Source organism: Bradyrhizobium sp. MI1.3, from assembly GCF_055811695.1.
Genome location: NZ_JBVVPQ010000018.1, coordinates 78,152 through 92,033, shown reverse-complemented (window position 1 = coordinate 92,033; position 13,882 = coordinate 78,152). Strand labels below are relative to the sequence as shown.

The following is a 13,882-nucleotide window of genomic DNA, read 5'->3' as shown; positions in this document are numbered from 1 at the left end:
GTGTCTTCCTGGCTCGACTACACGATCAACGGGCTGATCGTCGGTAACGTCTACGCCCTCGTTGCGGTCGGGCTCGCGCTGATTTTCGGCGTCAGCCGGCTGATCAACTTTGCGCAAGGGTCGATCTACCTCGTCGGCGCCTATATCGGCTGGGTCGCGGTGGTGCAGCTGCACACGCCGCTGCCGCTCACCATCATCGTGGTCGCGGTGGCGGCAGCGCTGGTCGGCCTGATCATCGAACGGTTCGGCCTGCGTCCGCTGCAGAACTCGGTGCGCATCGCGCCGCTGCTGGCGACGATCGGCATCAGCTTCGTGCTCGATCAGCTCGTGATGCTGACCTTCTCGCCCAATCCGCGCGCGCTGCCGAGCCAGTTGCCGGATATCCGCTTCCAGATCGGCGGCGGCACGATCGGACCGCTCGATCTCCTCATCGCCGGTGTCGGCCTCACCAGCGCGTTGCTGCTGTTCGTGTTCCTGCGCTACAGCAAGCTCGGCTGGGCCGTGCGTGCCACCGCGCAGGACCGCGACGCCGCGATGCAGATGGGCGTCGACGTCAATCGCGTCAATCAGGCGGTGTTCGGCATTGCGGCTGCGCTCGGCGGCGTTTCCGGCCTGCTGGTCGGCATGTATTACAACCAGATCGACACCGCGATGAGCCTGCAGGCGACGCTCAAGGGCGTCGTTGCCGAAGTCGTCGGCGGCGCCGGCAACGTGCCGGGCGCGGTGATCGGCAGCCTGCTGCTCGGACTGGTCGAGAGCTATGGCGTCGCCGTGTTCGGCACCAGCTACCGCAATCTGTTCGCATTCCTGCTGCTGGTCGTGGTGCTCGTGCTGCGCCCGAACGGCCTGTTCGCCAGCGCACGGCAGGCGCCGCCCGAGCCGCTCACCGGCACTTTCATTGCGCCGAGCCGCCCGGTGCGTATTCCGCGCTGGGCTCTGCTGATCGCGACCGCCGTCTTCGCGATCCTGCCGCTGTTGCCGGTGTCGTTCTACGTGCTCCAGACCCTGATCAACGCCTGGCTGCTCGGCATGCTCGCGCTGAGCCTCACCCTGGTGGCAGGCACGATCGGCCAGGTTTCGCTCGGGCACGCCGCGCTGCTCGCGATCGGCGCCTACACCTCCGCGCTGCTGTCGCTCACGTTCGCCGTCCCGGTTGGCCTTGCCATCATCGGCGGCGGCCTGATGAGTGCGGCGCTGGGCACGGCGCTGATCTCGCCGTCGTTCCGGCTGCGCGGGCATTATGTGTCGATCGCGACGCTCGCGATCGGCGAGATCGTCTCGCTGGTGATCCTGAACTGGGAGAGCGTCACGCGCGGGCCGATCGGCATCTCCGGCATTCCGCCGCTGTCGCTGTTTGGCTATGAGCTGGTCAGCCCGATTTCGATCTACTGGTTCAGCTTCATCGTGATGGTCGTGCTGGCGCTGCTGCAGGGACGCCTGCTCGGCTCGCATCTCGGCCGCAGCTTTCGCGCCATCCGCGACGACGACATCGCCGCGCGCGCCTATGGGCTCAGCCTGAATCGCTACAAATCGCTGGCCTTCATCTTCGGCGGCTTTGCCGCCGGCGTCAGCGGCGGCATCGCCGCGCATCTCTATTCCTACATCAACCACGAGACCTTCAACACCCAGCAATCCATCCTGGCGCTGACTGTGGTGATCCTCGGCGGCCTCGGCAATGTCGTCGGAGCGATTCTCGGGGCGGTCGCGCTGGTCGGCCTGCCGGAAGTGTTCCGCATTGCGGCGGAGTATCGCATCCTGATCTACGGCATCGTGCTGCTGCTGCTGGTGCGGTTCAGGCCGCAGGGCCTGTTGGGGACGATGTGATGAGCACGACCATGCTGTCCCTGCGCGGTCTGACGCGGCGTTTCGGCGGCCTCACCGCCGTCGACGCCATCGATCTCGATCTCGCCAAAGGCGAACTGATCAGCATCATCGGCCCGAACGGGGCCGGCAAGACGACGCTGTTCAATCTGGTGACCGGGCTTGACCTGCCGGACGCCGGGACGGTTCGCTTCGAAGGTCAGGACATCACGGGTCTCTCGCCGGAACGGCTCGCCGCCGAAGGCATCGCGCGCACGTTCCAGCTCGGTCGCGTGTTTGGCAATCTCAGCGTCATGGACAACGTCTTGATCGGCGCCCATACGCGGCTGCGTGCCGTCAAGCCGGCCGTGCCGCTGATCGGCCCGCTGCTGGAACTGGGTCTGGCGCTGCTGCGCCCCGCCAGCGTCAAGGCCGAGGAGGAGCGGCTGCGCGAGGAGGTGAAGGTCATTCTCGCGCGCTTCGGTGAGCGGCTGCTGCCGCGCATCGACCAGCCCGCCTACAGTCTCTCTTACGCCAACCGCCGCCGCGTCGAGATCGCCCGTGCGCTCGCCTTGAGGCCGCGCCTGCTGCTGCTCGACGAGCCGACCGCCGGCATGAATCCAACCGAAACCACGGAGATGCAGGGGCTCGTCGCCGAGCTGAAAGCCGAAGGGCTGACGATCTTGCTGATCGAGCACAAGCTCGAAATGGTGATGCGCCTGTCCGATCGCGTCATCGTCATGGACGAGGGCAAGAAAATCGCGGAAGGCCCGGGTGAACAGGTGCGCGGCGATCCCAAGGTGATCGAGGCCTATCTCGGCCACGGCCTGACGACGAAGCAGGAGAGCGCGGCATGACGAACCCGCCTTCCGATGCGCTGCTGACGCTCACCGACGTCAACACCTTCTACGGTCAGGCCCAGGTGCATTTCGACCTGTCGATATCAGTTCCGCGCGGCCACATCGTCTGCCTGCTCGGCGGCAATGCCAGCGGCAAATCGACCACGATGAAGATCATTTTGGGCCTGGTGAAGCCGCGCTCGGGCGAGGTGACTTTCGACGGTGCCTCGCTGCTCGGACTTACCACGCCGCAGATCGTCCGCCGCGGCATCGCCTCGGTGCCGGAGGCGCGACGGCTGTTCGCCGACATGAGCGTGCGCGAGAACATCCTGATGGGTGCGTTCGTGCGCAACGACCGCGAGGCGATCGCGCAGGATCTCGACAAGATGCTCACGCTGTTCCCGAAGCTCGGCCAGCGGCTGTCGCAGCGCGCCGGCTCGCTCTCGGGCGGCGAGCAGCAGATGGTCGCGATGGCGCGCGCGCTGATGAGCCGTCCCAGGATGATCGTGATGGACGAGCCGACCATGGGCCTGTCGCCGCTTTACGTGGACCGCGTGCTGGAGCTGATCCGCACCATCAACCAGGAGGGCGTCTCGGTCTTCATGGTCGAGCAGAACGCCAGCCTCGCGCTCGAGATCGCGCACGAGGCCTATGTGCTCCAGACCGGCAAGATCGTTCTCTCCGGCTCCGCCCGCGCGCTGAAGGACGATCCCCGCATCCGCGATGCCTATCTCGGCGGCTCCGAGGCCGCGTAAGGGGTCCGCTGTCGTCTCCTCCCTCCCGCAAATCCGCATATGCGATCATCGGGTGGAAGTCGAGTCTGGCCAGTATGACCACCTTATGAAAAGATCATACCGCTCGTGCGATGGGCGTGCGCAGTGGACCGAATGATTGACGTGACGAGATTATCTTTGCGGGCGGTCGAGCCCGGGATGGTGCTGCTGTTCGGCGGGTTGATCGCGGCCAACATCGGGGCGTGGGCCTGGGCCTTCGCGGCGTTCGGTGACCGGCCGACGGTGATGGCGACCGCGCTGCTCGCCTGGGTGTTCGGCCTGCGCCACGCCGTCGATGCCGACCACATCGCGGCCATCGACAATGTCGTGCGCAAGCAGATGCAGGCCGGCGGCGCGCCGCGCAGCGTCGGTCTCTATTTCGCGCTCGGCCATTCCACGATCGTCGTGGTCGCGACCATGCTGCTCGCGCTCGGCGTCGTGACCCTGGGTGGCGACAGCCTGCTCAAGGAGATCGGCGGCTTCATCGGCACGTCGGTCTCGGCGCTATTCCTGCTGGTGATCGCGGCCATCAATCTCGTCATCTTCGCCGGCCTGTGGCGGACGTTTCGCACCGCACGGGAGCAGGGCATTCACGACGCCGAGGGCCTCGACGCCCTGCTCGCCAGTCGCGGTCTCCTGGCGCGGCTGCTCGGCCCGATGTTCCGCCTGGTGACGAAACCCTGGCACATGTATCCGCTCGGCTTTTTGTTTGGGCTCGGCTTCGACACCGCAACCGAAATCGGTCTGCTCAGCATCTCCGCCAGCGAAGCCGCGCGCGGCGCTTCGTTTGCCGATGTTCTCGTTTTCCCCGCGCTGTTCGCGTCGGGCATGGCGCTGGTCGATACCGCCGACTCCGCGCTGATGGTGAGCGCCTATCGCTGGGCCTTCGTCGATCCGCTGCGAAAGCTCTGGTACAACCTCACGATCACAGGAGCTTCCGTGGCGGTGGCGCTGTTGATCGGGGGAATCGAGGCGCTCGGGCTGATCGCGGACCGGCTCGGCCTGTCCGGCGGCGCGTGGGCACTGGTCGACGCGCTCAACGACTCGCTCGCCAATGTCGGCTTCGCCGTGGTCGCGCTGTTCGCGGTCGCCTGGCTCGTCTCAGTCGTGCTCTATCGGCGCATGTTTGCAGTTGAGCGGCGGCGCGCGGCCGATGCGCTGATCGGCGCCGATGTCACCGAAGCGGCCTGATCGACAATCCGCTGGCTCAAGCCGAAGCCGCGCTCGGAGCCTGCTCCGCGGGTAAATCATCAGCATTGGGATCGCCCGGCGCGGTGGCCCAGGCCAGTTCTACCAGCGTCACGATCCGGCGGCCGGCGCCGTCGAGCTGGCAGACGATCAGACCCTGCTCTTCCATGTAGCCGAGCAGGCGCTGCGCCCGGCGCAGGGAGTGCGAGCCGTAGGCGCGGGCGATGGCGGCGTCGCCGGGACACGGCCAGCCTTCTTTCGCCGCGCGCGCGATCATCATGAACACGCCCTGCATGTCGTCGGGCAGGATCGAGGCGCGGAGCGACACATCCTGCCAGGCGTCGTCCTCGGCATGCTCGGCGCCGAGCCCGGCGCGTGCGCGCGTCAGCATGCGGCGGAATTCGGTGAGGTCGGGCACCGCCGAGCCGAGGCCCTCGATGCGGCAGCGGACCACGAACTCCTGGTACAGCACGCCTACCGCGCGGAAACCGGCGTCGGGCGCGGCGAGCACGGCACGAAGGGTCCGATCCACGCGCTCGCGCCGTTCGGCGAGCTCCTCGGCGCTGACCGGAACCTCGATCATTTCGGGCCCGATCTCCGGTGCCGCAGCCTTCGCGGCGCGGAGCTGCTCGAGCAGATCGGGCGCGGGCCGGCGCTGCGGCCGGCTGGCATCGGGGGGCGGCGCGGCCAGGATCACGGCGCGCATGTTTTCGAGTGCGGCTTCGGGCATCGGCATCAGCCGCGGCGTGGAATTGCGCGGCTGGGTTTCGGTCGTGCCGATATTCAAACGCAGGGGCCGTCGCGACAGCGCGGGGCCGAGCGCCATGAATTGTCCGCGTTCGAGATCGCGAAACGATTCGGCCTGCCGCCGCTCCATGCCGAGCAGGTCGGCGGCGCGCGCCATGTCGATGTCGAGGAAGGTGCGGCCCATCAGGAAGTTGGACGCTTCCGCCGCGACGTTCTTGGCGAGCTTTGCCAGCCGCTGGGTCGCGATGATCCCGGCGAGCCCGCGCTTGCGGCCGCGGCACATCAGATTGGTCATCGCGCCGAGCGAAAGCTTTCGCGCTTCGTCCGAGACTTCGCCCGCGACCGCAGGCGCAAACAGCTGCGCCTCGTCGACGACCACCAGCATCGGATACCAATGGTCGCGGTCCACGTCGAACAGCCCGCCGAGGAAGGCCGCGGCGCGGCGCATCTGGCTTTCGGCGTCGAGCCCTTCGAGATTGAGCACGGTGGAGACGCGATGCAGCCGCGCGCGCTCGCCGGCAACCTGAAGGCCGCGTTCGGTGTGATCCTCGGCCTCGATCACGAGATGGCCGAAATGCTCCGCCAGCGAGACGAAATCGCCTTCGGGATCGATGATGGCCTGCTGCACCCAGGGTGCGCTCTGCTCCAGCAACCGCCGTAGCAGATGCGATTTGCCGGAGCCGGAATTGCCCTGCACCAGGAGGCGGGTCGCCAGCAGTTCCTCGAGGTCCATGGCGGCCACAGCGCCCGCCGTGGTCTGCCCCATCTCGATTGCAACCGTCATGTCCCGACTCAAGTCCTATCATTCGCGGACAGGGACTTAACAACCCGGTCGCGGCGCGTCGAGCACCATGGCGGAAATCATGCGTTGTTGCCCACGGCGGAGTTCAGGCGTGATTCGATTGCCGTAGGAGTGCGGGCCGATAGGGCGCTTGCGGATCGTCGTCCTCATCGAAAGGAATGGCGCAGGAGCCGAATTCCTGCCTGATCCGCTCGATCTCGGCGATACGCTCGTGCAGCCGCTGCAGATGCTCCGGGGATGTCGCCCGCCAGAATCGAAATGTGTCGGCGGTGAGCGGCATGAACGCAGTGCCGAACAGCGTTGGCTCGGGAACGACGGTGCGCCCGAGCAGCAGGAACCGGTCGGCGCCGGAGACGACGAGCGTCGCGTAGCCGCGATTTCCGATTCGCTTGATGCCGTTCAGCGACCATTCGGCGAGCTTGCTGAAATAGGGCTCCTCGCGCCAGCGATCAGGGCAATGATCATCGACGGTGACGTTGACGGCGTCCTGGCTGAAATGCACGATGATGCCCGACTTCGCGGGAAACCAGTGGTCGTCGAGATGGCCTTGCAGCCAGGCGCAGACGAATGAACGGCACATCTGGGGACGGCGCTCGTAGATGGTGCAACCCGTGCCCGTCTGCCAATGCTTGCACAGCTGGTTCACCGGCTTGTCGACGGCGGCGACTTCGAGGATGTCGCAGCAGGCATTGCACGAGCCGCATTGCCGGGCAGGCTGGGCTATCCTGGTCGGGCCGGTTCCGCGAAAACCCTGGCCGTCGCGGACCAGCAACTTCTGCTTCTCCAGCGCGTTCAACGCACGTTCGATTTTGAGACGGGACAGTCCGGTGGCGTCGATCACGCCCTTCATCGTCGTCGCGCCTGCCTCTACTGCGCGGACGACGCTCAGCATCGCCTGGTCCATTGCTTCTTTTTCTTCGATTTTTCTTGTCTGGATCCGAACGCGGGGACTGCAAACCGTGTCTGGAAAAGCCGTAAAAGACAGCTGCCTTGCAAAGCTATGTTACTCAGGCACATCCGCCAGACAAGACGGCGAGCCTGGCGCGCGCGCATGCGGCGTTTGCGCAAATGAAGGATCTCGTCCGAAGCGTGCGACCTCGTTCGAGCGCGCGGCGGACAAGGATTGTGCGCTTTGGTTCAGTTCGAGCGGAAATGCCGCATTTTCACGCTGCGCCACGTCTAGAAATGACGAGCCACATGGGCTCTGTGTCATTCAGGCGTGATATTTGCGGTGAAAACAGGAGGGAACTGAAAGCGACACGATCGCGTGATCGATGACTCGCGATCACTCCTGTTGAGTTTGCGTCACACCAGGAACAGTGCCGCGCGCGATCATTTGCGTGAGAGCATGGTGGCAGCCCCAGGCGCGACGCTCAGCCCCGGTGTCTTGGGAGCGTAAGCGCCGACGCGTCCGATCGCGAATGGAAGCGCTCGTTACAGCGCGCCCGATCCGCCCTGCACGATCTTCTCGTTGAGCTTCAGATCCACGGTCTCGACCGTGCGGTCGATCTCTGCATTCGGCGCGCCGAGCTGATGCGAGATCAGCTTGACCAGCAGGTCGACGCGCTCGATGAAGGGCGCGCCGCCAGCCACCGCGCGTGCGGCCGATGACGGCTTCAGCAGGCTCTCGGCAGCCTTGGCGTATTTCGCGAACGGTACCTGGTCCTGCGGATCGGCGCCGAGACGCCGAGCGATGGCGTCGACATGCTCGTAGATCGTCTGCGAGCGCGCGAGATCGCCGTGCACGGCGTCGCGGATCGACTGCGGCTCGTGCGGCGTGATGCAGCGGTAGTTGCCGGTCAGCAGCATCGACCATTTCGCCAGCGGCACGAACAGAGAATCGAATACCTTCAGCTTCACCGGCACGTCGTGGCCGTCCAGGGTCACCGCGTCGATGTCGGCTTCGAGCTCGCGCAGCACCTTGTTGTGCTTCTCGTCGGCGAACACGGATGCCTTGAAATTCGTGGGCAGACCGACGTGAAGCACGTTCGCAGCCTCTTCCGGCGGACGGAACGCCTGCGGGTCGGGCGAGCACAAGGTCACCAGCCCGGGCTCGAAGCGCTCCCACACCTGCGCATTGGTGTAGGCCTCCTCGAGATCCATGTCTGCGAGCGAGGGGATCCGCTTCAGATAGGGCAGCGGCGGCATGTTCATGATCGACAGGCACGGCAGCTTCGCCGCGGCGATCCTGACCATGAGAACGCGCACCGTGTGGTTGGTGTATTGCGGCTCCTGCATCGCAAGGCCGACCATGTCGTAACGGGACAAGTCCACATTGGCCGGCGTCACGGCGTCGAGCTTGCCGGGCAGGTCGCGCGAGAAGATGGCGCGGTGAACCGCCTCGTCGCGCAACTTGATGCGCACCTCGGTACCCTCGCGGTTGATCAACTCCGCGGTCTTGGCGCGGCAGACCAGGGTCACGTTGTGCCCCGCCATCAGCAGCTTCGTGCCCAGCAGGGAGCCGTAGGAAGCCCCGAGAATCAGGATGTTACGCGCCATGTCTCGTCCCTTTGACAATTTGTGCGATTTTTGAGCCCCGGCCGTCATCCGCGGGCGAGTTTGGCCGGCATGTAAGGCAAAGTGCGTGGGGATGGCAACTGGGATAATGGATACAAGGCACGGAAGGCTCAGCAGGCGGCCCGGCGTGTTGCTTGACGCCGAAAGCGCGACGGCGCCTCACCGGCGACGGGTTCTGGATGTCCATGAGTTGCTCAAATAACTGGCTTACCGAAGTAAGAAATGTTGCACGCCTCAATCGCCCCGGCTCGCCCAGAACGCGATCATACTCGTCACGTCTCGCGCGCCGGGTGCGGATGAGCGACATCGAGGATTTCGTCGCGCGGGTTTTCCTGCGACGTCGACCGCGGGAAAGTCCCGTGGCGAAGGGCGTCGGCATCGATCAGGCGGCAACCCGCCGCATCTTTTGTCGCTGGCGTGATTGGTGGCACGGCGGATCGGCGTCATCAGGAATTCATGATGGAAGCCGACACAGGCGATGCCTTCTCCCTCGTTAAATGAGCTCCAATTTTAGTCGTCCACCGCAACAAAAAACTGCAAACGCGGAACAGCAAAAAATGGCAGAGTGGTGCGGGGCCTAAACTGTGTATCAGCAACGGAGCTGAGACGTGACGATTGAGTTGGAGTCGGCGTGAGACTTGCTTTGCGGCCGGTTCGTTCGGACTGTAGTCCGTCTGGTCCAGTGCCCCCGCCCGCGAAGGGAAAGCGGAACGATCATCGGGACGGCAGACGCAAGCGCGATCACGCACGCGTGATATCGCATCGAGCAGACATGCAGGGCGTTGCGCTGACAGCGCTGCGCCGAGTCCAAGCAACCGCCGACGCGCCGTTCGGGGACTGTCATGGAACATGATCATTGGCCTCACGGCACGTGCGACGGCGCCGGTCGAAGCCTGGCGTGCTTGCGGAAACGCGCGTCCGATTTTTTCGAAAGCTTGTCCGTCACCGAACTCGTGCGCGAGGCGCACAGGCATCGGTGGATTTCGGACTGGTTGAGGATCTCAGGCGAGTACCGGATCTTCGCCGAATCGGTGCGCGCAGCCGGTTCAGCTCAGATCGCGCGGGAAGCGTGGCTGTGCTCGCTGACGGCCCTTGAAGTCGCGAGGAACCTGTCTTGGCCCGGAGATCCCGGGAGTACCGACCTCGTAGACAAGGTCGGACTCTGCCTGAGGGGCTTCGAGGAGGACGCCGGTTCGGCGATCGAGCGCGTGGAGATCGACTGCTTTGATCAAGGCTCGCTTGCGGGCTACTTTCTGCCGGCGTCCCCCGATCGGTCTTTCGCACCCGCGGTTATCTGTGTCAGCGACGAGGACATCACCCTGGGCTCGATGATGAGCAGGCTGTTGCCGGCCTCCGGGCGACGGAACATGTCACTCCTGCTCGTTGATACCGGCAATTCATCCGGTCGCAGCCCCTTCAAGCCGGCGCATATTCTGCAATGCTGGCTGGATTACCTGGAAGCGCGTCCGGACGTCGATTCGCAGCAGATCGCGGTGTACGGCGAGGGGGCGGCCGCCAGTCACGCATCCCGTCTTGCCCTCCTGGATCGCAGGATGGCTGCCGTCGTGGGCGACGGCGGCATTGCGACGCCGGTCATGCGCCGGGCATCGCTGCGCTGGATGATCGGCGTCGAGCAGACGGTCCGTGACGGGACCTCAACGGGTTCGTTGCCGCCGTCGCGTCGGATCCCTTGCCCACTTCTGATGGTCGTCGGGAGCCGCTCAATGGTTTGGGAGGAGGATGCTCTCGAACTGCAAGCCGGCTATCGGCAGGCCGGAGCCGATTGCGCGACCGTCGTGCCGAACTGCATTCCGCACCCCCTGGGCGAGGTCGAGAATTTCATCGCGGTGGACGATTTCATTTTCGAATGGCTCGACAGCAAACTCGGAATTGCCCCCCAGCTGGGCTCTGTGACCTATCTCTGAGCCGCGCAAGAGATTGGGAAGGCGAGAAGAGATTGGGGATTGATCGAGGCGCACGTTCCGCGTCTGAGGTCAGGGGGTCAGGAGGCGTCGATGGCCAGCAACCGTGCGGCCAACCGGGCATTCTTCGCAATCGTTGCGAGCGCGGCATTCAGATCGGCCAAGGTCTTCTCGTCGAGCTCGTTGAACATGGTCGAGTTCAAGGCGAGCTTTCTCTTGGACAGCTTTTCGATCTCCGAGGTCGCCTTTGCGGTGAGCGACATCAGGACGTAGCGTGCGTCGTCTGCTGCCGGCCGTCGCGATAGGAAGCCGCCCTTTTCGAGGGCCTTGGTCTGGTTGGTCACGAAGGCCGGGTGGACCCGCAGCTTGTTTGCGATGTCGATTCCGGCGACACCTCGCCCCTGGTCCAGTTCAGTGATTGCCATCAGGATCAGCCACTGCGGCTCGGTAATGCCCAGCAGTCCGGCCCAGCTGGTGTGGATGTCCTCCAGCTGGGAATGAATTTCAACGACGTTCCAGATAAAGTCCGTAATCGCCCTGTCGAGTTTCTTCTCGATCATGTGGCTCCCTCCCCATTTGTTCTATGAGCCATCTTTAATGGGATATCTTGGAAGCGTCTCGAAAATCGCGCGCCGACCACAGGGAGATACCGCGCAGCTGAAATCACAGGACAAATTATTGCTTGCAAAGAACAATTAATTTTATTATCGACTATCGTACTCTATTTCGCTGCTCTTGACCCGCTCGATGGACAGCGATGCGAGACCTCCAAGAAGCCCTCGGGATGCCCCCTGAGGGCTTTTCTTGTTTGGTTATATGGAATCTTCGCTACCAAAGCCGCCGCTGTTGCTCTTAAGCCACATCCCGGCCGGAACTGTCGATTCATCAAATCAATAAATTGAGGCAGTTGTTTTTATAAACTATATGTGAAGCCACGACGGAGGGGGGGCACCTCGCTGTCGTTTCAGTCCGGACCTTCGTGCGGATCTGAATTGATCGAAATTGAGAGGGTAAAGCGGCGTCCACCGAGGACCCGAGCCCCCTGAACCGACCTGGAGGTTTACTAATGAAGTTGACGAAGACACTCTTTCTCGGCTCGGCTGCCGGCCTGATGGCCGCCTCCGGGGCGTTCGCAGCCGATCTTCCCGTGAAGGCCAAGGCGGTCGAATACGTGAAGATCTGTTCGCTGTACGGCGCCGGCTTCTACTACATCCCGGGCACCGACACCTGCATCAAGCTCGGCGGCTACGTGCGCGCTGACGCGAACTTCAACACCAACTCGGACTTCAATCCGAACCAGGGCGGCACTGCCGGTGCTCGCAACCGCCTGATGAACTACTACACCTTCCGCGCTCGTGAAGACCTCAACATCGACACCCGCACAGCGACCGAATACGGCGTGGTCCGCACCTTCTTCGACGGCGTCTTCACCTGGACGAGCGGCAACTATACCCCGACCGGGTCGGCAACGGGCGCAACCCAGTACAGCGGTACGCTCGGTCTCAACGCTGCCGGCACCGGCCTCGTTGGTTCGAATGGTAGCGGCTCGGTCAACGGCACCGACGGCAACACCTCGGGTGGCGCACTCGGCGTGTACTACGCCTTCATTCAGTTCGCCGGCTTCACCATGGGTAAGGCCGTGTCGCAGTTCGACGCGCCCTGGACCAACTATCCCGGCAACATCACCGACAACCTCGTCGGCGGCAGCGGCACGGTCACTGGTGTCAACCAGTTCACCTACACCGCCGACTTCGGTCAGGGCATCACGGCGTCGTTCTCGGCTGAAGACGTCTCGGCCTACTATCAGGCCGGAAACGTCAACATGACCGGCGCGACCGCGGGCGGCATGATCGGCGGCTCGTACGGCACCAACGCGATCGGCGGCACTCGTTCGCCGAACCTTGTTGGTACGGTCCGTGTCGACCAGGCCTGGGGCCTGTTCCAGGCGTCGGTGGCTGCGCATGACAACCACGTCGGTTATTACGGCGCGACCGAGCCGACCGGCCACCCCGACGACAAATGGGGTTGGGCGGTTCAGCTCGCTCTGTCGATCAAGAACATCCCGACCGGCGCGGGTGACACGATCAACATCCAGGGCGTCTACACCGACGGTGCGACCCGCTACAACTTCCAGAATCTGTCGGGCAGCAGCTACGCGCTGTACGGCAATTCGGGCATTGCTGGCTCTTACGGCAGCATCGGCTTCGCCAGCGCTCCCGATACGGTGTTCGTGACCGGCAGTTCGCAGGAAACCGTCAAGACCTGGGGTTTCCGCGGCGCTTACACCCACAACTGGGATCCATACTGGAACTCCTCGCTGTACGGTGCCTACGCACAGGCCCAGTTCGGCACGCTGGCCAAGACCACCCTCTGCGGCGCCGGCGGTGCTGGCGGCGTGTTCGGCGGCCTGGCCGGTGTGACGGGTTGTAACCCGGACTTCGCCATCGGCCAGCTCGGTGTCGTCACCCGCTGGACCCCGGTCAAGAACCTGACGTTCTCGGCTGACGTCTCCTGGACCCACCTCGACCAGAAGTACTCCGGTACGGTTGGCCTCGTCCCGAACGTTATTACCGCTAAGCCGGCCGCGGTTTACGAACTGAAGGACCAGGACTCGATCGCCATGATCCTCCGCGCTCAGCGCAACTGGTAAGATCTGTCGAAACACATGAACGAACACCCGGCGGGAAACCGCCGGGTGTTTTTTTTGCGCAAAGCAGATGATGTAGGACGGCGAAGCCCCGGTGCCCGGATGGAGCGCAAGTGCGATCCGGGGCCGCTCGCGCGGTGTCTGGCACCTTCCCGGATTACGCTTGCGCTCCATCCGGGCTACGGGACCGCGCCTGTGTCGCTCCTCTGTCAATCGTTGGCCGCAAAAATATTCCACTTTACCGAAATTCGGTTTTGGCGTATGTGTCGCTCATCCCGGCTCATCCTTGAGGGGCGATCTTGTGGTCGTCACGTTCGCGAGCCGGGCTTGCGGTGGACGCGGCAGCGTTCGGGTGCGAGTGGCCAAGGGCAGGGCGGATTGCTCTCCGTGAGCCCAAGGCTTCGTTCCGACGAGCGGCGCTGCTAGGCTTCGTCTCGTCTGTAAGTTTCCGGCTCCGTCGACAGGGCTGGAAAAACTGCGGCGAAATGGCGGGCCGTGCGTACGGCAAAACCGTGTGGTCCTGGCCGTCGTTGCTACGGTCAAGCCCTGGCGAATGCGGCATCTGCGTCAACCGGCGCGGTGCCGGTGAATTTCGCGAAGGCGAGGGAGGCCAAAGAGAACTCGGCTCCCGGGAGAGCACGGCATAA

The 13,882-nt window shown here is 64.1% G+C and carries 10 protein-coding genes; 6 read left to right on the top strand and 4 right to left on the bottom strand.

What is annotated here, in order from left to right; genetic code table 11:
• From AC0L3A_RS15890 to AC0L3A_RS15875, 4 genes are all read left to right on the top strand, one after another.
• Positions 1-1,824 carry an ABC transporter permease gene (locus AC0L3A_RS15890; RefSeq protein ID WP_007595943.1) on the top strand — a complete coding sequence of 608 codons (1,824 nt, stop codon included), beginning with the start codon at positions 1-3 and terminating at the stop codon, positions 1,822-1,824.
• The gene (locus AC0L3A_RS15885; protein ID WP_219681517.1) at positions 1,824-2,657 is read left to right on the top strand and encodes an ABC transporter ATP-binding protein; all 834 of its coding nucleotides are present in this window, start codon (positions 1,824-1,826) and stop codon (positions 2,655-2,657) included. The genes AC0L3A_RS15890 and AC0L3A_RS15885 overlap by 1 nt, the downstream gene beginning before the upstream one ends.
• Positions 2,654-3,394 (top strand): ABC transporter ATP-binding protein, encoded by a 741-nt coding sequence (locus AC0L3A_RS15880; RefSeq protein ID WP_473254730.1) that lies wholly within the window; start codon positions 2,654-2,656, stop codon positions 3,392-3,394. Before AC0L3A_RS15885 ends, AC0L3A_RS15880 begins: the two co-directional genes overlap by 4 nt.
• A gap of 177 nt (positions 3,395-3,571) precedes the next feature.
• A complete protein-coding gene (locus AC0L3A_RS15875) occupies positions 3,572-4,603 on the top strand; it encodes a HoxN/HupN/NixA family nickel/cobalt transporter (RefSeq protein WP_473254744.1) in 1,032 nt (343 codons plus the stop codon).
• Positions 4,604-4,619: 16 nt separating this feature from the next.
• Here the strand turns inward: AC0L3A_RS15875 and AC0L3A_RS15870 are convergent, their stop codons facing one another.
• The 3 genes from AC0L3A_RS15870 to AC0L3A_RS15860 form a co-directional block, all read right to left on the bottom strand.
• A complete protein-coding gene (locus AC0L3A_RS15870; RefSeq protein ID WP_473254729.1) occupies positions 4,620-6,131 on the bottom strand; it encodes a helicase HerA domain-containing protein in 1,512 nt (503 codons plus the stop codon).
• Between the two features lie 103 nt (positions 6,132-6,234).
• Positions 6,235-7,053: a CxxCxxCC domain-containing protein gene (locus AC0L3A_RS15865; RefSeq protein WP_473254728.1), complete on the bottom strand. Its 819-nt coding sequence runs from the start codon at positions 7,051-7,053 to the stop codon at positions 6,235-6,237.
• Positions 7,054-7,583: 530 nt separating this feature from the next.
• Entirely contained in the window at positions 7,584-8,648 is a 1,065-nt protein-coding gene (locus AC0L3A_RS15860; RefSeq protein ID WP_007595931.1) for a ketopantoate reductase family protein, read from the bottom strand.
• A gap of 860 nt (positions 8,649-9,508) precedes the next feature.
• Between AC0L3A_RS15860 and AC0L3A_RS15855 the strand changes: the two genes are divergently transcribed.
• Positions 9,509-10,591, top strand: coding sequence for an alpha/beta hydrolase family protein (locus AC0L3A_RS15855; RefSeq protein ID WP_473254727.1), 1,083 nt, complete (start codon positions 9,509-9,511; stop codon positions 10,589-10,591).
• Positions 10,592-10,668: 77 nt separating this feature from the next.
• Here AC0L3A_RS15855 and AC0L3A_RS15850 read toward each other — a convergent pair whose 3' ends face one another.
• On the bottom strand, positions 10,669-11,148 hold the full coding sequence (locus AC0L3A_RS15850; protein WP_007595922.1) for a MarR family winged helix-turn-helix transcriptional regulator: 480 nt from the start codon (positions 11,146-11,148) through the stop codon (positions 10,669-10,671).
• A gap of 506 nt (positions 11,149-11,654) precedes the next feature.
• Here AC0L3A_RS15850 and AC0L3A_RS15845 point away from each other — a divergent pair.
• The gene (locus AC0L3A_RS15845) at positions 11,655-13,238 is read left to right on the top strand and encodes a porin (RefSeq protein ID WP_007595920.1); all 1,584 of its coding nucleotides are present in this window, start codon (positions 11,655-11,657) and stop codon (positions 13,236-13,238) included.
• The last annotated feature ends 644 nt before the right edge of the window (positions 13,239-13,882 follow it).